At 68.2% G+C, this 17,416-nt stretch carries 16 protein-coding genes and 1 pseudogene; 4 read left to right on the plus strand and 13 right to left on the minus strand.

Annotated elements, in window-relative coordinates; translation table 11 throughout:
- From BST40_RS31175 to BST40_RS19245, 4 genes and pseudogenes are all read right to left on the minus strand, one after another.
- Positions 1–1,254 (minus strand): annotated as a pseudogene (locus BST40_RS31175) (PPE domain-containing protein); the annotation flags it as partial.
- A gap of 246 nt (positions 1,255–1,500) precedes the next feature.
- A complete protein-coding gene (locus BST40_RS19235) occupies positions 1,501–3,003 on the minus strand; it encodes a cobyric acid synthase (protein WP_075548112.1) in 1,503 nt (500 codons plus the stop codon).
- A 79-nt stretch (positions 3,004–3,082) separates the two neighbouring features.
- Positions 3,083–3,940, minus strand: coding sequence for a type I methionyl aminopeptidase (gene map / locus BST40_RS19240; RefSeq protein WP_075548111.1), 858 nt, complete (start codon positions 3,938–3,940; stop codon positions 3,083–3,085).
- A gap of 149 nt (positions 3,941–4,089) precedes the next feature.
- Positions 4,090–4,674 carry a DUF1707 SHOCT-like domain-containing protein gene (locus tag BST40_RS19245; protein ID WP_075548110.1) on the minus strand — a complete coding sequence of 195 codons (585 nt, stop codon included), beginning with the start codon at positions 4,672–4,674 and terminating at the stop codon, positions 4,090–4,092.
- A 209-nt stretch (positions 4,675–4,883) separates the two neighbouring features.
- On the opposite strand from BST40_RS19245, the gene BST40_RS19250 reads away from it, so the two are divergent.
- Entirely contained in the window at positions 4,884–6,248 is a 1,365-nt protein-coding gene (locus BST40_RS19250; protein WP_083155163.1) for a PE family protein, read from the plus strand.
- 10 nt (positions 6,249–6,258) lie between these two features.
- Here BST40_RS19250 and BST40_RS19255 read toward each other — a convergent pair whose 3' ends face one another.
- From BST40_RS19255 to dxr, 5 genes are all read right to left on the minus strand, one after another.
- Positions 6,259–8,070: a penicillin-binding transpeptidase domain-containing protein gene (locus tag BST40_RS19255; RefSeq protein WP_075548109.1), complete on the minus strand. Its 1,812-nt coding sequence runs from the start codon at positions 8,068–8,070 to the stop codon at positions 6,259–6,261.
- 105 nt (positions 8,071–8,175) lie between these two features.
- Complete coding sequence (locus BST40_RS19260) at positions 8,176–9,033, minus strand: GNAT family N-acetyltransferase (protein WP_075548108.1); 858 nt, start codon at positions 9,031–9,033, stop codon at positions 8,176–8,178.
- Positions 9,034–9,086: 53 nt separating this feature from the next.
- A complete protein-coding gene (ispG, locus tag BST40_RS19265; RefSeq protein WP_075548107.1) occupies positions 9,087–10,259 on the minus strand; it encodes a flavodoxin-dependent (E)-4-hydroxy-3-methylbut-2-enyl-diphosphate synthase in 1,173 nt (390 codons plus the stop codon).
- Between the two features lie 31 nt (positions 10,260–10,290).
- On the minus strand, positions 10,291–11,505 hold the full coding sequence (locus BST40_RS19270; protein ID WP_075548106.1) for a M50 family metallopeptidase: 1,215 nt from the start codon (positions 11,503–11,505) through the stop codon (positions 10,291–10,293).
- Between the two features lie 19 nt (positions 11,506–11,524).
- The gene (dxr, locus tag BST40_RS19275; RefSeq protein WP_083155154.1) at positions 11,525–12,733 is read right to left on the minus strand and encodes a 1-deoxy-D-xylulose-5-phosphate reductoisomerase; all 1,209 of its coding nucleotides are present in this window, start codon (positions 12,731–12,733) and stop codon (positions 11,525–11,527) included.
- A gap of 140 nt (positions 12,734–12,873) precedes the next feature.
- Between dxr and BST40_RS19280 the strand changes: the two genes are divergently transcribed.
- The 3 genes from BST40_RS19280 to BST40_RS19290 all read left to right on the plus strand — a co-directional run bounded on the left by BST40_RS19280 (position 12,874) and on the right by BST40_RS19290 (position 13,920).
- Positions 12,874–13,131, plus strand: a complete 258-nt coding sequence (locus BST40_RS19280; protein WP_075548104.1) for a ribbon-helix-helix domain-containing protein — start codon at positions 12,874–12,876, stop codon at positions 13,129–13,131.
- Entirely contained in the window at positions 13,118–13,549 is a 432-nt protein-coding gene (locus BST40_RS19285) for a type II toxin-antitoxin system VapC family toxin (RefSeq protein ID WP_075548103.1), read from the plus strand. The genes BST40_RS19280 and BST40_RS19285 overlap by 14 nt, the downstream gene beginning before the upstream one ends.
- Before the next feature lie 116 nt (positions 13,550–13,665).
- The gene (locus BST40_RS19290; RefSeq protein ID WP_075548120.1) at positions 13,666–13,920 is read left to right on the plus strand and encodes a DUF2631 domain-containing protein; all 255 of its coding nucleotides are present in this window, start codon (positions 13,666–13,668) and stop codon (positions 13,918–13,920) included.
- Here the strand turns inward: BST40_RS19290 and BST40_RS19295 are convergent.
- From BST40_RS19295 to BST40_RS19310, 4 genes are all read right to left on the minus strand, one after another.
- Entirely contained in the window at positions 13,913–14,779 is an 867-nt protein-coding gene (locus tag BST40_RS19295) for a cytochrome c biogenesis CcdA family protein (RefSeq protein WP_083155157.1), read from the minus strand. The two genes, BST40_RS19290 and BST40_RS19295, sit on opposite strands and share 8 nt — an antisense overlap.
- Positions 14,780–14,783: 4 nt before the next feature.
- Positions 14,784–15,305 (minus strand): disulfide bond-forming protein DsbE, encoded by a 522-nt coding sequence (dsbE, locus tag BST40_RS19300; protein WP_075548101.1) that lies wholly within the window; start codon positions 15,303–15,305, stop codon positions 14,784–14,786.
- 66 nt (positions 15,306–15,371) lie between these two features.
- Complete coding sequence (gene rlmN, locus BST40_RS19305) at positions 15,372–16,466, minus strand: dual-specificity RNA methyltransferase RlmN (protein WP_075548100.1); 1,095 nt, start codon at positions 16,464–16,466, stop codon at positions 15,372–15,374.
- Positions 16,467–16,506: 40 nt separating this feature from the next.
- The gene (locus BST40_RS19310; RefSeq protein WP_075548099.1) at positions 16,507–17,394 is read right to left on the minus strand and encodes a phosphatidate cytidylyltransferase; all 888 of its coding nucleotides are present in this window, start codon (positions 17,392–17,394) and stop codon (positions 16,507–16,509) included.
- Positions 17,395–17,416 lie beyond the last annotated feature (22 nt).

Genomic DNA, 17,416 nt, shown 5'->3' on the forward strand with positions numbered 1-17,416 from the left:
CCGCCGCCGATCTTGTCGGTGCCGTTGTTGCCGCTCCCGAGATTGACGCTGCCGACGTTGCCGCTGCCGAGGTTGCCGCTGCCGAAGTTTCCGCTGCCGAAGTTGTAGTCCCCGATGTTTCCGGTGCCGCTATTGGCGGTCCCGGTGTTGCCACTGCCCCAGTTCTGGCTGCCATAGTTCCCGCTGCCGATGTTGTTGCTGCCGATATTGCCGCTACCGACGTTGCCGTTGCCCAGATTGCCCGAACCCTGGTTGCTGTCGCCCTTGTTGCCGTAACCGGAGTTGCCGCTGCCGAAGTTGCCGTCGCCCGGGTTGCCGACGGCTGGGTTGCCGCTGTTGTTGTTGCCATCACCGGCGTTGTTGTTGCCGATGTTTCCGTCACCGTCGTTGTTGTCGCCCGTGTTGCCACTGCCCACGTTGTTGTTGCCGCGGTTGCCGTCACCGGCGTTACCGGTCCCCTGGTTGCCGTTGCCCTGGTTGCCGCTGCCCTGGTTGCCGCTGCCGGTGTTTCCGCTGCCCTGGTTGCCGACTCCTGAAAGTGCCAGCGGTGCAGCAGCATTCACACCGACCGCACGCGCCGAGGCCGCATCGCCGGCCGGGCTGACGCTCTGGGCGGAATTGCTGGTGATCGCGGTGGCCCCGGACGAGTCGGCCTTGGCGGCGACAGCGTCGGCACTGGTCGCTGGGGCGCGTCCGGGGCCGCCGACAAGGCCGCGTAGTGGGCCGGCCAGGTTGTGCAGCGAACGTTGCCACGGCATCAGCCGGCCAGCCGCGGCCGAAACCCCGGAATAGTAGCCAGACATGGCCGCCGCATCCTGGGCCCACATCCGCTCGTAGTCGGCCTCGGCGGCCGCGATCGCCGGGGCGTTCTGCCCGAACAGGTTTGAGAACACCAGCGACAGCAGCCGAGCCCGGTTGGCCACCAACGCAGCCGGATGTACCGTCGCGGCCTTAGCCGCCTCGAACGCGCCGGCTGCGACGCGGGCCTGGCCCGCGGCCTCCTCGGCCTGTGACGCCGCGGCATTCAGCCAACCCAGATAGGGGGCGGCCGCGCCGGACATCGCCGCCGCCGCGGGGGCCCTGCCACGATTCGTTCGCCAGTCCCGACGTCACCGAACCGAAAGCCGCTGCCGCCGAGGCTAATTCGAAGGCCAACCCGTCCCAGGCCGCGGCCACCGCCAGCATCGGGCCAGACCCGACGCCGGAAAATATTCGCGCCGAGTTGACTTCTGGCGGCAACACCAAGAAATTCATCGAGGGCCTTCTTCCAGCCTTACCTGCGCGGCCGCAGGTCCTCGACTCCCCGCACCCTGGTAGACAGCAAGGTTTGCGCCGCCACGTTCATGCGCGTCTCCAAGCACCAAGCACCGGCAATCGTCGTGATCCCAGAAAGCTACAGCAAACGCCCCCGCGATATCGGCATTTCCGCAAACGACGGCACGGCCGGTATGCCCGGCGCTGTAGACGGCTCCGCCGGAATGGTGCAGACCCGGTCTCGGCCTAGACCCGCAGGTCGCTGACCAGATAGGGCCGCTGCGGCGGCGGCCCGGCGAGCAGGCCGAGCACCGCCTGCACGTCGACATGCGACGCCAACAGATCAGCCATCAGATCAAGCTGAGCGTCGCGTCGGGCCGCCACGTTGACGCCGTCGGCGACGACGAATCCGCTCCGGCCGGCGGCGGTGGCCACCTCGGTGAGCCAGTCGCGACGGAAGTCGTCGTTGTCGAGCAGGCCGTGCCAGTGGGTGCCGAAAACCACGCCGCACCGCACACCCTGTACCTCGGAGTCGACGTCGAACCACCCCATCTCGGCGCAGCGGGCCAGTCGCCCGTGATGGATTTCATAACCGGTCAACGCCGACTGCCAGCGCCGCAGCCTCTTGTCCGCGGCGAACACGATGTCGACGTCCAGCAACCCCAGCGCGGCCACCGCCCCGGCCCCGGACTCAACGGTGTCTTCGATACTGCGGCACAGCATTTGGAAGCCGCCGCAGATTCCCAGCACCGGCCTGCCGGCCCGCGCGTGGTCGACGATGCCGCCGGCCAGGCCACGCTCGCGCAGCCAGCACAGATCTGCGACCGTGGCCTTGCTGCCGGGCAGCACGATCAGGTCGACGTCGGCCAGGTCGGCGGGTTCGGTGATCCAGCGCACAAGCACGCCGGGCTCACACGCCAGCGCCTCGACATCGGTGGAGTTGGAGATCCGCGGCATCCGCACCGCCGCCACCCGCAGCCACTGGTCGCCGCGGGGCGGCTCGGGCGTGCCGACGACGCGGTGCGCCACCACCGACAGCGAGTCCTCGGCGTCGAGCCAGAGCTCGTCGGTGTAGGGCAGCACCCCGTAGGTGGGGCGGCCCGTCGACTCCAGCAGCTGCCGCAGCCCTGGCTCCAGCAGCGCGGGGTCACCGCGAAACTTGTTGACAATGAAGCCCGCAATGTGTGCCTGGTCGTCGGGGTCGAGCACCGCGACTGTCCCGAACAGATGGGCCAGCAAGCCGCCGCGGTCGATGTCGCCGACCACGACCACCGGCAGGTTGGCCGCGCGCGCCAGCCCCATATTTGCCAGATCCGTTGCCCGCAAGTTTGTTTCGGCTGCGGATCCGGCTCCCTCGCAGATCACTGCGTCGAACTCGGCTCGCAGACTTGCCAATTCGTCGAGAACCACGCCGGCTAGCCGATCGCGATGCCGCAGGTAGCCGGCCGCCGTGACGCTATCGGCGACTCGGCCCCGGATGACCAGTTGCGACGTCCGGTCGCTGCCCGGCTTGAGCAGGATGGGGTTGAATCGCACGCTGGGCTCCAACCCCGCCGCGCGAGCTTGGATGGCCTGGGCACGGCCGATCTCGCCGCCTTCCACGGCGACGGCGGAATTGTTGGACATGTTCTGCGCTTTGAACGGCGCCACCCGAACGCCGCCGCGGGCCAGCAACCGGCACAGGCCCGCGACCACCACGGACTTGCCGGCATCGGAGCTGGTTCCGGCAACCAGCAGGGCGCCACTCACCGTGTGGTGGCGAGCAGACACAGACTCGCACCGTTGCGGCGACGATCATGCGAGTTTGCGTCTGCTCGCGGTGAGAAAGTCACGGCAACGTGAGGATCTCGACGCCGGTGTCGGTGACCAGCAGCGTGTGCTCGAACTGCGCGGTCCACTTGCGGTCCTTGGTGATCACCGTCCAGCCGTCGTCCCAAATCTCGTAGTCCAGGGCGCCCAGGTTGATCATCGGCTCGATGGTGAAGGTCATGCCCGGGTGCATGATCGTTTCCACCGCAGGCTGGTCGTAATGCAGCACGACCAGCCCGTTGTGGAACGTGGTGCCGATGCCGTGACCGGTGAAGTCGCGAACCACGTTGTAGCCGAACCGATTTGCGTAGGACTCGATAACCCGCCCGATGATCGACAACGCGCGCCCGGGTTTGACGGCGTTGATCGCCCGCATCGTCGCCTCCCGGGTCCGGTCCACGAGCAGGCGGTGTTCTTCGGCGACGTCGCCGGCCAGGAAGGTCGCATTGGTGTCGCCGTGGACACCGTCGAAGTAAGCGGTGACATCGATGTTGACGATGTCACCGTCGGCGATCACCGTCGAGTCGGGGATCCCGTGGCAGATGACCTCGTTGAGCGACGTGCAGCACGACTTCGGGAAACCCTTGTAGCCCAGCGTCGACGGATATGCACCGTGGTCGACCATGTACTCATGCGCGATCCGGTCCAGCTCGTCGGTGGAGACCCCCGGCGCCACGGCCTTACCGGCCTCGGCGAGGGCGCCGGCCGCGATCCGGCCGGCGACGCGCATCTTCTCGATTACCTCCGGGGTTTGCACCCACGGTTCGGTCCCCTCCTTGGCCGTCGGCTTGCCGACGTATTCGGGGCGCGCGATCCACTTGGGCACCGGCCGCGTCGGGGACAGGGCGCCGGGAGAAAGCGCGGTGCGAGCAGGCATCCCGCTAGCTTAGTCGGGGCCCTGCGACGGCCCGTCACTTGCGCCCCACCGGCCGCCTCCCGGGGACGGGCGCACATCCCGGCGACACCGGCGAGGCGTGCGGTGCACCGACGGAACAGCCGCTGCCACTGTGACACACGGCGGCGCGATCAAGCCTGATGGCGGCGCAGCAACGCCCGGCGTGGGCCGCGAATCACCACCGAACCGCAGACCACCCGGCCGGTCAGCACCACATGCGGCGTCCCCTCCGCCGGTGCGTCTTTGCGGCGGTCGCTGGCGCTGCCCACATATACCTCGACGTCGTCGATCGAGGCGCTGGCGCCGTCGGGCAGCCGCAGGTCCAGTGAACCGAACTTCAAGTCGAGCTCGATGACCACCACCGGCCCGGCGAAACGGGCCTTGGTGAGGTCGAGGTCGATCGAACCCAGGCGGCGCACCAGCGCCAGCCGGGTGGGCACCATCCATTCGCCATGGCGCTTCAGCGATCCGGCCCAGCCACGCAGTTGCACCCGGTCGGCTGCGGACGTGACGATCGCGCCGGGCCCGGGCAGGTCGCAAACCAGCCTCTCCAGTTCGCCGTGGGTACGTGCAAAGGACACCCGAGACGAGCGCTGCTCGAATTCGTTGATATCGATCAACCCGAGCGCGACGGCGTTGTGCAACCGCCGCATGGTGCCGTTGCGGTCGGCGTCCGAGACCCGCAGTGTCACCATGTCCCCACCGCTGTCCGTCATGACCTTTCCTGATCGTCGTGTCGTCGCCTCACCCTCGCAACTTACCTCCATTACCGGGACGGTGCGGCCGGGCGAGTCGGCTGCATCGTTGGCAAACACCCGGTCCCGCCAATGCGATCGCGATACGATCCTTCGGTCGCGGCTTCGGCTTGGGGTGAGGCTCAGATGTGGCGAATCTGCGGATCGCCACGACGCAATGCGAGGTGTACATGTCCTACCTGATCGCCGCTCCGGACTCGATCTTTGCGGCGGCCTCGAGCGTATCCGGCATCGGGTCGACGATCACGTCCGCCAACGCGGCGGCCGCGCCCGCCACCCTCGAGGTATTGGCTGCCGGCGCCGACGAGGTGTCGGCCGGCATTGCGGCCCTGTTTTCCGCTCACGCCCGCGCCTACCAGACGCTCAGCGCGCAGGCGGCGACGTTTCACGACCAATTTGTCCGCGCCTTGACGACCGGCGGCGCCGCGTATGCCGGCGCTGAGGCCGCCAACGTGCAACAGAACCTGCTCGACGCCATCAATGCACCCACGCTGATCCTGTTGGGCCGCCCGCTGATCGCTAACGGGACGGCCGGCGCCCCGGGATCCGGGGCAAACGGACAGGACGGCGGACTGCTGGTCGGCAACGGCGGCGCCGGCGGCTCCGGCGCCGTCGGCCAGCGGGGCGGCAACGGCGGGGCCGCCGGGCTGTTGTTCGGCAACGGCGGCAACGGCGGCAACGGCGGCGGCTCGGCAGCCGTCATCGCCGGTGACGGCGGAAACGGCGGTGCCGGCGGGCTGTTCGGCACCGGCGGGACGGGCGGCACCGGCGGCTTTGGCCTCAACGGCGGTGCCGGCGGCGCCGGCGGGGCAGCAGGCCTGTTCGGCACCGCCGGGTCCGGCGGTGCCGGTGGACTCGGAGTGGTCGGCTCCCCGGGCAACAGCGGGGCCGGCGGCGCCGGTGGCGCCGGCGGATTGTTCAGTCCCGGTGGTGCCGGCGGGACCGGCGGAGCCTCGCTGGCCCAGACGGGTGGTGCCGGGGGCGCCGGCGGCGCCGGCGGGCTGTTCGGCTCCGGCGGCAGCGGCGGCGCCGGTGGCGCCGGCCACAACGCCGGCGGGGTTGGGGGCGTCGGCGGTACTGGTGGGGTGATCGTCGGCGCCGGTGGTGCCGGCGGCGACGGAGGCCCCGCAGGGATAGGCGCCGCCCTCGGCGGTAATGGCGGGGCCGGCGGCCACGCGATCGGCCTGTTCGGCAATGGTGGTGCCGGCGGCGCCGGCGGCGCCGGCGGGAACGCCGGCATCCTGTTCGGGTCCGGCGGTATCGGCGGTAGCGGCGGCTTCGCGCACGCCGCCGGAGGCAGCGCCGGCTCCGGCGGCCACGGCGGCAAGGCCGGGTTGATCGGCGCCGGCGGCGCTGGCGGCGCGGGCGGCGAATCGGTTGACGGGCTCAGTCCCGGTGGTGACGGCGCTCCCGGCGGCGACGCCTGGCTGCTGGGCAGCGGCGGCAACGGCGGCAACGGCGGCAGTGGCGCGCCTGCGGGCAAGCCTGGCGGTGGCGGCGCCGGCGGTCTGATTTTCGGACAAAACGGCTCGTAGTCACGACGTGCTACGCGAGGTATCCGGGCGGCAGGATGTCGAACATCATCTTGGTCATCCGCACCGCGTACTCCGAACTGCCGCCCCCGACGATCAGCGACGCGAACGCCAGATCGCCGCGATACCCCGCGAACCAGGAATGCGATCCGCCCGGGAATTCGGCTTCACCGGTCTTTCCGAAAATCTCACCGCAGCCGGCGATCTCCTTGGCGGTGCCGTTGGTCACCACCAGCCGCATCATGGGCCGCAGCGCGTCGATCATTTTCGGGCTGATCGGCGTGCCGTCGCCCTCCACCGCCGTTGGCCGGCCGACGATCAGCTGCGGCACCGGAGTCTTGCCCGCCGCCACGGTCGCCGCCACCAACGCCATGCCAAAGGGGCTGGCCAGGACCCGCCCCTGACCGAACCCGTCCTCGGTGCGCTCGGCCAGGTCGACCGTCGGCGGCACCGACCCGGTCACCGTGGTGATGCCTTCCACCCGATAGTCCAGGCCGATCCCGTAGCGACTGGCCGCCTGGGTCAGACCACGCGGCGGTAATTTGCTGCTCAGTTCTGCAAAGGTGGTGTTGCACGAACTGGCGAACGCCCGCGACAACGGCACCACGCCCAGATCGAAGCCACCGTAGTTGGGAATGGTGCGGTGTCCGATGTCGAGGTGGCCCGGGCAGCCCAGCATGGTGTTGGGGGTGGCGATATCTCGCTCGACGGCCGCGCCGGCGGTGATCATCTTGAACGTCGACCCCGGCGGGTAGAGGCCGGTGGTGGCGATCGGGCCGTCGGCGTCGGCGCCCGCGTTCTGTGCGATGGCCAGAATCTCGCCGGTCGACGGCTTGAGCACCACGATCATCGCCTTGCCGCCGCGGGCGTCCACCGCGCGCTGGGCGGCGTTCTGCACGGTCCGGTCCAGCGTGATCGTGATCGACGGCGCCGGTGACGGCTCGACTTCGTGCAGCACCGCGACGTCGACCCCGTTCTGGTTGACGCTGACCACCCGCCAGCCCGCCTGTCCGTCGAGCTGGTCGATCACGGCCTTTTTCACCTCGGTCATGACGACCGGCGCGAAATGGTCGTCGGTGGGCAGCAGGTCGGCCTGCGGTGTGACCACGACGCCGGGCAGTTGTCCGATCGCGCCGAAGACCCGATTGCTGTCGTCGGCGCGCAACGTGACCCCCAGATCCAGCGGATGGGTCGACGAGCTGGCCCGTTCGGCGAGCAGCTGCGGGTCGTTCAGCGTGTCGTTAAACGGGTGCAGGGCCTCTACCACCGCGTGTGCGGTGCCGATCAGGTCTGAGCCGGCCGTGGTCGCATCCAGCGAGTAGTGGTACAGGTAGCCCGGCGCCAGGACGTCGGTGCCGCCGAGTTCGTTCACCGAGGCCCGTCTGGGTGGATCCGACCGCAGCGAAAAGGTCTGGTGCTCACCGAGTTTCGGATGCAGCCCGGTGGTGGCCCAGCGGACCTCCCAGTTGCCCTCGTCGCGGGCCATCTTGAGCTGGCCGTCGTAGCTCCAGGTCCGGTTCTTGGGCAGATGCCAGGTGAAGCGATAAGCGACGGTGCCCATATCCTCGGCGTATTTCGAGCTGAGGAGCTGGGCGTCCAGGTGGGTGGCTTGCAGTCCGGCCCAGGCGGCGTTGAGTGCTTCGCGGGCTTCGTTGGGGTTGTCGGTGAGTTGGGCCGCGGTAGCGGTGTCGCCGATAGCCAATGCGGCGAAGAACTTCTCGGCGGCCGGGCCGGGGCCTTCGGGTCGGGGAGTGCACCCCGGCAGTGCGACCACCGCGACCAGAACACCTGCGACAACTGAGGCTAACGTTATTCGAGTTACCATCGTGACTGATGTTAAGAGGCTGACGGCAGCGGCCGCGCAGACACACCGAGACCCAACCGTTATTGAGCCCCGCCAGGGCCGTGGCGTTACGCTCGCGGATCGGAGTCAGTCGAGCAGCACGGTGGCGAAGGTGCCCACTTCCCGAAAGCCGACGCGGGTATAGGCGGCCCGGGCGACGGTGTTGAAGCTGTTTACGTAAAGGCTCGCGATGCGGCCGCTACCGACGATCACCGCGGCCACCGTCGCAGTGCCGGCGGTGCCCAGACCCAGGCCGCGTCGTTCCGGATGAACCCACACCCCCTGGATCTGCCCGACGGACGGAGACTGCGATCCCACCTCGGCCTTGAAGACCACCTCGCCATGCTCGAATCGGGCCCAGGCCCGTCCGGCCGCTATGAGGCTGGCCACCCGACGGCGGTAGCCGCGGCCACCGTCACCCGTCCGCGGGTCGATGCCCACCTCGCCGATGAACATGTCCACCGCCGCCACCAGGTAGGCGTCCAGTTCCTCCGGTCGCACCTGTCGTACCTCGGTGTCGATCGAACAACTGGGATGGCTGTTGATGGCCATCAGCGGTTGATGGTCGCGGACGTCACGCGCGGGGCCCCAGGTTGACTCGAGACGCTGCCACATGGGCAACACCAGGTCGGCCCGGCCGACCAGCGACGAACACCGCCGCGCCGTGCTCTTGGCCTCGTCGGCGAAGGCGTTCAGATCGATCAGCCCGCCGCGCAGCGGAATGAGGTTGGCGCCGGCGAAGCACAACGACTCCGCCACGCCGCCACGTCGGGTCCACAATTCGCCGCCAATCGAATTCGGCTCGATGCCATAGTCGGCGACGCGGGCGGCGACCATGCACGATTCGACCGGGTTTTCATCGAGCACCTGCCATACCGCGGCGGCATCACGCACCACAGCCACCCGTCGTTCGCCGACCAGGCGCAAGATGGGCGGAGCCGACATCTGAAGAACTCTCTATGGTGCGAACCGAAACCAGGACCGAGGGCTGGCGTCTATCAGCTTACGGTCACAATCGGCGAACCGCTCGATGTCGCGCCCGGATCCTGTTCGGCGTCGGCTGCCATGTCGGCGGCCAGCCGCATCGCCTCTTCGATCAACGTCTCGACGATCTGCGCTTCGGGCACCGTTTTGATCACTTCGCCCCGAACGAAGATCTGTCCCTTGCCGTTTCCGGAAGCAACGCCCAAGTCGGCCTCGCGCGCCTCCCCCGGACCATTGACCACACAGCCCATCACGGCCACCCGCAGCGGCACCTCCAGCCCGTCGAGACCCGCGGTCACCTCGTTGGCCAAGGTGTAGACGTCGACCTGGGCGCGGCCGCACGACGGGCAGGACACGATCTCCAGCGTCCGCGGCCGCAGGTTCAGCGATCCGAGGATCTGATTGCCGACCTTGACTTCTTCGACCGGCGGGGCCGACAAGGACACCCGGATGGTGTCGCCGATGCCCTTGGACAACAGGGCCCCGAAGGCGACGGCGGACTTGATGGTGCCCTGGAATGCGGGACCGGCCTCGGTGACGCCGAGATGCAGCGGGTAGTCGCACTGAGCGGCCAGCAACTCGTAAGCGCGGACCATCACCACCGGATCGTTGTGCTTGACGCTGATCTTGATGTCGCCGAAACCGTGCTCCTCGAACAGCGAGGCCTCCCAGAGCGCCGACTCCACCAGCGCCTCCGGCGTGGCCTTGCCGTGCTTCTGCAGGAACCGCTTGTCCAGCGAGCCGGCGTTCACGCCGATCCGGATCGGGATACCGGCGTCACCGGCGGCCTTGGCGACCTCGCCGACCCGGCCGTCGAATTCCTTGATGTTTCCCGGGTTTACCCGCACCGCAGCGCAGCCCGCCTCGATGGCGGCGAAGATGTACTTCGGCTGGAAATGGATGTCGGCGATCACCGGGATCTGGCTGTGTCGGGCGATCTCAGCCAGCGCGTCGGCGTCCTCCTGACGCGGGCAGGCCACCCGGACAATGTCGCAGCCGGCCGCGGTCAACTCGGCGATCTGCTGCAACGTCGAGTTGACGTCGTGGGTTTTGGTGGTGCACATCGACTGCACCGAAATCGGGTGGTCGCTGCCGACGCCGACGTCACCCACCATCAGCTGACGGGTGGGGCGCCGAGGGGCGAGCGTGGGCGCCGGCGGTTGCGGCAGGCCCAGGCCAACGGTCACTATCGGTCCTTCTCTCTAGGTCGCTAGGTCGCTATTGGAAAAGCCGGATCGGGTTGACCAAGTCAGCGGTGACGGTCAAGAGCATGTATCCGACAACGAAGAACAGGACCACATAGGTGGCCGGCATGAGTTTGAGATAGTTCACCGGCGCCGCGGCAACCTTGCCGCGGGCGGCCCGAATCATATTGCGGATCTTCTCGAATATCGCGACAGCGATATGACCACCGTCGAACGGCAGCAACGGCAGCAGGTTGATCGCACCCAGGATGAGGTTCAGCTGGGCCAGGAAGAACCAGAACGCCACCCACAACCCGTGGTCCACGGTGTCGCCACCGATGATGCTGGCGCCTACCACGCTCATCGGAGTCTCCGGGTCACGCTGCCCGCCACCGATGGCATGGACCAGCGCGCCGACCTTGGTCGGGATGGCTGCCAGCGCCTTGCCCACCTCGATGGTCAGGTCCCCGGCGAACGCGAAAGTCGCCGGAATCGCGGACAACACGCCGTAGTGGGTAGGACCGGGACGGACGGCCCCGACCCCGATGGCGCCGACGGTGGCGGGCTGGACTTGACCACCCTGTCCGGTGGGCAACCAGCGACGGGTGGATTCGATGGTGACGTTGGCAGTGATGGTGGTGCCGTTCCGCTCCACGACGATGGGCACGGTGCCGTGCATTGCGCGGACCGCAGCGGCCATCTCGTCGAAAGTGGACACCGGGGTGTCGCCGACCTTGACGACGACGTCGCCGGCGCGCAGGCCCGCCAGGGCGGCCGGGCCGGGCCCGACGCACTGTTCGAGCTTGCCCTGGCTGGTTTCGGCTGCGACGCAGCCGGTTTCGCCGATCACGGCCCGGGTTGGCGGATGCAGGTTGGGCAGGCCCCAGATCACCGCGATCGCATAGATCAGCATCAGGCAGATCACAAAGTTCATCCCCGGGCCGGCGAACAGCACCGCGATCCGCTTCCAGGTCGCCTGCTTGTACATGGCGCGGTCACGTTCGTCGGGAGCGAGCTCCTCGACCGGGGTCATGCCGGCGATGTCGCAGAAACCGCCCGCCGGAATCGCCTTGACGCCGTATTCGGTTTCGCCGCGGCGCGTCGACCACAGGGTGGGACCGAAGCCGACGAAATAACGACGCACCTTCATCCCGGTGGCGCGCGCTGCCCACATATGGCCGCATTCATGCAACGCCACCGAGATCAGGATGGCGAGTGCGAACAGCACAATGCCGATAACGAACATCATCAGCCTGTATGGACCTTTCTCACGCTTGTCCGGAGACCTTTTCGTAGGCACCGGCCGGCCTTGCTTTGGCAACCGCGCGCTGCGCGCGTTCCCGCGCCCAGCGCTGCGCGTCGAGTACGTCATCCACGGTAGCGGGTGGCAGCGCCCATTGGTCGGCATCGTGCAGCACGTCGGCGATGGTCCCGACGATGGCCGGAAAGCCGATGCGGCCGGCAAGGAACGCTTCGGCCGCTTCTTCGTTGGCGGCGTTGTAGACGGCGCTCATGCAGCCGCCGGTTTCGCCGGCGTGCCGGGCCAGTTCCACCGCAGGGAAAACATCGCTGTCCAGCGGCTCGAACTCCCAGCTCTGCGGGCTGCCAAAGTCGCAGCAGGTGGCCGCGCCGGGCACCCGGCGCGGCCCGCCCCACGCCAACGAAATGGGCAGCGTCATATCCGGCGGGCTGGCCTGGGCGATGGTCGAGCCGTCGATGAAGGTCACCATTGAATGAATGATCGACTGCGGGTGCACCACCACGTCGATGCGGTCATAGGGAATGCCGAACAACAGGTGCGTTTCGATCAGCTCCAGGCCCTTGTTGACCAGCGAGGCCGAATTGAGCGTGTTCATCGGGCCCATCGACCAGGTGGGATGGGCGCCGGCCTGCTCCGGGGTGACGCTGTCGAGGTCGGCCGCGGCCCAGCCCCTAAACGGTCCGCCGGAGGCGGTGAGCACCAGTTTGGCCACCTCATCCGCAGCGCCACCGCGCAGGCACTGGGCCAGTGCGGAATGCTCGGAGTCCACCGGCACGATCTGGCCGGGCCGCGCGGCGCGCAGCACCAGGGGGCCACCGGCCACCAGCGATTCCTTGTTGGCCAGGGCCAGCCGGGCACCGGATTCCAGTGCCGCCAGCGTCGGCCGCAGGCCCAACGCACCGACCAATGCGTTAAGCACCACGTCGGCTTCGGTTTCCTCGATGAGCCTGGTGACGGCATCGGGTCCGTGGAAGGGGATGTCACCAACAGCCTGCGCCGCTACAGCGTCGGCGATGGCGATGTTGGTCACCCCGGTCTCGGCGCGTTGCCGCAGCAGTGTGTCGAGATGCTTGCCGCCGGCGGCCAACCCCACCACCTCGAAGCGGTCCGGGTTGGCGGCGATGACCTCCAGCGCCTGCGTGCCGATCGAACCGGTGCTGCCCAACACCAGGACACGCAACCGGCTGCCGTCGTGCCCGTCGCTCGGCTTTGTCACCTCATCCTCGGGTTTGTCACCTCCTCATTGTGCCGCCAAACTCTCTCGTCGTCGCCACGCCGACGGCGGTCGTCGAGTCAGGGCGACCGGCATCAACGGTGGCATCTTGATGTCTACGGTTGATGCTAAAATGCCGTCATATGCGCACGACGATCCGGATCGATGACGAGCTCTACCGCGAGGTGAAGGCAAGGGCCGCTCGCTCCGGGCGCACTGTCGCCGCCGTCCTCGAGGACGCGGTGCGGCGTGGTCTCAATCCGCCCGAGCAGCCGGCTGCCGGCCGCTATCGGGTCCGGCCGACGGGCAGTGGCGGGCTTCGGCCTGGTGTAGATCTGTCGTCCAACGCCGCCGTCGCGGAGGCGATGGACGAGGGCGTGTCGGTCGATGCTTTGCGTTGACGTCAACGTTCTCGTCTATGCGCATCGGGCGGACCTGCATGAACATTCGAGCTATCGCGGTTTGCTCGAGCAGCTGGCCAACGACGACGAGCCACTGGGTCTGCCGGACGGCGCGCTCGCCGGCTTCGTCCGGGTGGTGACCAACCGGCGCGTCTTCACCGAGCCGACGAGCCCGCATGACGCGTGGCAGGCCGTCGACGCCCTGCTCGCGGCACCCGCCGCGGTGCGGCTTGGCCCCGGCGAGCGGCACTGGATGCTGTTCCGGCAGCTCGTCGCCGATATCGATGCGAGTGGCAACGACATCGCGGACGCGTATCTGGCCGCCTACGCCCTGGAGAACAACGCGACCTTGGTGAGCGCCGACCGCGGTTTCGCCCGCTTTCGCCGGCTGCGCTGGCGTCATCCCCTAGATATGTGAGCGCCGCCACGGTTGGTCGCCCGGCGGGCTGACTCCAGGCTGATCCGGCGTGTGTCAAAATGTCGGAAACCGCCGACCCGATTGCCAGAAGCCAGAACCGAACCGGAGGAGTCGCCGTGGCAAGTACCGAGGTGGAGCAGTACACCGGCGTTGACCCCGCCGAGGTGCCGTCCGCGAAGTGGGGCTGGAGCAGGATCAACCACCGCACCTGGCACATCGTCGGGCTGGGCATCTTCGTCTTCCTGCTGGCAATGCTGCGCGGCAACCACGTCGGCCACATCGAGGACTGGTTCCTGATCGGGTTTGCCGCACTGGTGCTCGTCGTGCTGGTGCGCGACTTGTGGGGCCGCCGGCGCGGCTGGCTCAGGTAGAACGCCGCGCCCGGCGATACCACGCACCGGCAAGCCCGCCGAGCGTCAGCATTGCCAACGCCGCAACCCACGGCCAGGCACCGTGTTCGTGCACCCAGCCGGCGAGAACCCCTTGGAGCCGGCCGGCGGCGGTAATCACCCCGTCGCGAGCGTTCACCGTGGCGCCGGCGAACAGCCGCAGCTCGTAGAAGCCGTAGTAACCCACGTACAGTCCGGTCAGGACCAGCAGGCCGCCGCTGATCCGGTTGACTAACGGCAGGACCCGCCGGATGCGGTCGGCCAGCGCCAAACTCGCGGCCGCGACACCCACCGCAAGCACACCGACGACCAGGGTGAGACCGGCACTGTACGCCAGGTAGATTGCGACGCTGCCGGCGATCGAACCACCCCGAAACCCGGCCCCGGTGACCGCCAGAAACGGACCGATGGTGCACGACAGCGAGGCCGTCGCATAGCTGACGCCGTAGCCGTATGTGGATCCCAGCCGGGCCGTCGGTGCCCATCGCGGGCCGAACCGCCGGGGCGTCAACGCCGTCAACTCGCGACCCGCCAGCAGCCAAACCCCCAGCGCAACAAGAACAATCCCGATCAGAACCGTCGCGTACGGTAAGTAACGCTGCACCGTCGTGGCCGCCGAGATGGTCAGCGCACCGAACAACCCGAACACCGTCGTGAAGCCGAGCGTCATTCCCACGGTGGCCGCCAGCGCTCGCCCGAGCGCTGGCAATCCCCCCCGTTCGCCGGGATGCCGCCCGTGCACCACCACGAGCAAGTAGCCGGGCAACATGGCGAACCCACACGGGTTCAGCGCGGCCACCAGCCCAGCGGCGAACGCCAGACCGACCAGACCCAGGTCCACGATGTCAGGACACCAGCGCGGCCGCCCGGCCGGCGAGGTCTTGTTCGGACATGGCCGACGTCGGGTTGTTGACGAAGGTCGACGAGCCATCCGCGCGGTAGAACACCCACGCCGGCTGCCAAGGAACGTTGTAGCGAGCCCAGATCGAACCGTCGGCGTCGTTGAGGTTGGTGAAGTTCAGGCCGTACTTGGCGACGAAGCCCTGCATCGCGCCGACGTCGGAGTGCGCCGCAATGCCGACGAAAGTGACTTGGGGATTGGTGGCCGCAATGTGACTGACACTGGGCGCCTCGGCGTTGCAGAACGGGCACCAGGGCGTCCAGAACCACAAGACGGCCGGCTTGCCCTGCAGGCTGGCCCCGTTGAAAGGAGCGCCGCTGAGGGTGGTGGCGGTGAAATTCAGACGATCATCGGCAGCCACCGCGCGCGGCGCGCCGGCAACGCCGAGCAACAGAACAACCGCGAACGCGACGGCCACAAAGCCCGCGGCGAATGCTCTGGTCGGGAACGGTAGACGAAGAATCATGGCAGACCTCGTATTCGGACGTTGGTGCCCTGATCACGTAATGCCCCGTGCCGCGGTTCATCACGCTCAGCCGCCTCCGGCGGCCAGCTGTCCACACGCGGCGCTGATCTCCCGGCCGCGAGTGTCGCGGACGGTACACGAAACCCCTTGCGCACGAACATGTCTGACGAAGTCGCGCTCCACCGGCTTGGGACTGGCATCCCAGTCACTGCCCGGTGTCGGGTTCAGCGGGATGAGGTTGACATGGACCAGCGGCCCCAGCGCGCGGTGCAGCCGCCGGCCCAGCAGGTCCGCCCGCCACCGTTGATCGTTGACGTCACGAATCAATGCGTATTCCACGGATACCCGACGGCCGGTCACCTCGGCGTAGTAGTGGGCGGCACCAAGGGCCTCGTCGACTTTCCAGCGGTTGTTCACCGGGACCAGCGTGTCACGCAACTCGTCATCGGGCGCATGCAACGACAGCGCCAGCGTCACACCGAGCCGCTCGTCGGCGAGCTTGCGGATCGCCGGGGCCAGACCCACCGTCGACACCGTCACCGAACGGGCCGAGATGCCGAAACCACCCGGCGGCGGCTCGGTGATGCGCCGCACGGCGGCCAGCACCCGCGAATAGTTGGCCAGCGGCTCCCCCATGCCCATGAAGACGACATTGGACAGCCGATCACCGAAGTCGTCCCGCATGGCCGCGGCGGCGGCCCGCACCTGTTCGACGATCTCTGCCGTCGACAAATTGCGGGTCAGACCGCCCTGGCCGGTGGCACAGAACGGACAGGCCATCCCACAACCGGCCTGCGACGAGATGCACACCGTATTGCGTTGCGGGTAGCGCATCAGCACCGACTCGACGATGGCCCCATCGACGGCCCGCCACAACGTCTTTCGAGTCTGGCCGGCGTCACAGGTGACGTCGCGCACTGCGGTCAGCAAAGTCGGGAACATCGCCGCGGCGATCACGTCGCGAACGGCCGCAGGCAGGTCGGTCATCCGGCGCGGGTCGGCGATCAGGCGGCCGAAGTACTGGTGCGCGAGTTGCTTGGCCCGAAAGGCCGGCAGGCCCAGTTCGGCGACAGCGGCCGCGCGGCCGGCCGCGTCGAGGTCGGCGAGATGCCGCGGTGGCATGCCGCGGTGCGGCGCCTCGAAAACCAGCTCACCGACCATGATGTGTCCAGTATTGACCTGCCGGGTCGCCCAGGGCAGGTCAGGGCAGCAGCGTCAGCACTATCCAGGCCGCCACCGCGGACGGGAGGACCCCGTCGAGCCGGTCCATCAGGCCACCGTGGCCCGGCAGCAGACGCCCCATGTCCTTGATCCCGAGGTCGCGCTTCACCTGGGACTCGACCAGGTCGCCCAGGGTGGTGGTGAGCACGAAAAGTACGCCCAGCAGCGCCCCCACCCACGGTGTCTTGCCGGCCAGATAGGTCGCGGTGATGGTTGTCGCGGTGATGCCGCAGACCATCGAACCGGCGAATCCCTCCCAGGATTTTTTCGGGCTGATCGCCGGAACCATCGGATGCTTGCCGAACAGCACCCCCACCGCATAACCTCCGACATCGGAGGCGATGACCGCGATCATCATGCAAAACACCCACCCGGCGCCGTGGTAGACCAGCAGCGCAGCAAAGGAACCGAACAACACCACCCACGCGGCCAGGAAAACGGTGGCCGAGGTGTCGCGCATGTAGTTTCCTGGCGACGCTGCCACACCAGGCCGCTTGTCCTGCATGAACAACCGCCAAATCATGCAGACCACGACCGTGGCGCCGAAGCCCGCCAGCACGCCTCGAGCGCCGTAGGGCCAGCTCAGCCAGATCGTCACCTGCCCGCCGACCAGCAACGGGACCACCGGGATCAGATACCCGGCTTCACGCAGCCGCCGTACCACCTCATGGCTGGCGACGGCCATCGCCAGCGCGCAGATTGCGACCCAGCCACGCGGAGCCAGCAGCAGCGTCGCCACGAGGACCGCGCCGATGCTCGAGCCGACCGCGATGGCCGCGGGCAGGTCTCGTCCGGCCCGGGAAGTCTTCTTCGGCCCATGGCCCGGGTTGTCGGCCGGGGTGCCGGTGCTGGCATCGGTGGTTGCCACGGATCTGTAGGAGCTTGGCTGC

The organism is Mycobacterium persicum (assembly GCF_002086675.1).
Lineage (GTDB): Bacteria > Actinomycetota > Actinomycetes > Mycobacteriales > Mycobacteriaceae > Mycobacterium > Mycobacterium persicum.

What these genes read in the sequence shown, in the direction of transcription:
- BST40_RS19255 (WP_075548109.1), bottom strand. Translation starts at nt 8,070, where the DNA reads ATGGTAACTCGAATAACGTTAGCCTCAGTTGTCGCAGGTGTTCTGGTC.
- BST40_RS19280 (WP_075548104.1), top strand. Translation starts at nt 12,874, where the DNA reads ATGCGCACGACGATCCGGATCGATGACGAGCTCTACCGCGAGGTGAAG.
- rlmN (WP_075548100.1), bottom strand. Translation starts at nt 16,466, where the DNA reads ATGGTCGGTGAGCTGGTTTTCGAGGCGCCGCACCGCGGCATGCCACCG.
- BST40_RS19270 (WP_075548106.1), bottom strand. Translation starts at nt 11,505, where the DNA reads ATGATGTTCGTTATCGGCATTGTGCTGTTCGCACTCGCCATCCTGATC.
- BST40_RS19260 (WP_075548108.1), bottom strand. Translation starts at nt 9,033, where the DNA reads ATGTCGGCTCCGCCCATCTTGCGCCTGGTCGGCGAACGACGGGTGGCT.
- dsbE (WP_075548101.1), bottom strand. Translation starts at nt 15,305, where the DNA reads ATGATTCTTCGTCTACCGTTCCCGACCAGAGCATTCGCCGCGGGCTTT.
- BST40_RS19250 (WP_083155163.1), top strand. Translation starts at nt 4,884, where the DNA reads ATGTCCTACCTGATCGCCGCTCCGGACTCGATCTTTGCGGCGGCCTCG.
- BST40_RS19245 (WP_075548110.1), bottom strand. Translation starts at nt 4,674, where the DNA reads ATGACGGACAGCGGTGGGGACATGGTGACACTGCGGGTCTCGGACGCC.
- map (WP_075548111.1), bottom strand. Translation starts at nt 3,940, where the DNA reads ATGCCTGCTCGCACCGCGCTTTCTCCCGGCGCCCTGTCCCCGACGCGG.
- BST40_RS19285 (WP_075548103.1), top strand. Translation starts at nt 13,118, where the DNA reads ATGCTTTGCGTTGACGTCAACGTTCTCGTCTATGCGCATCGGGCGGAC.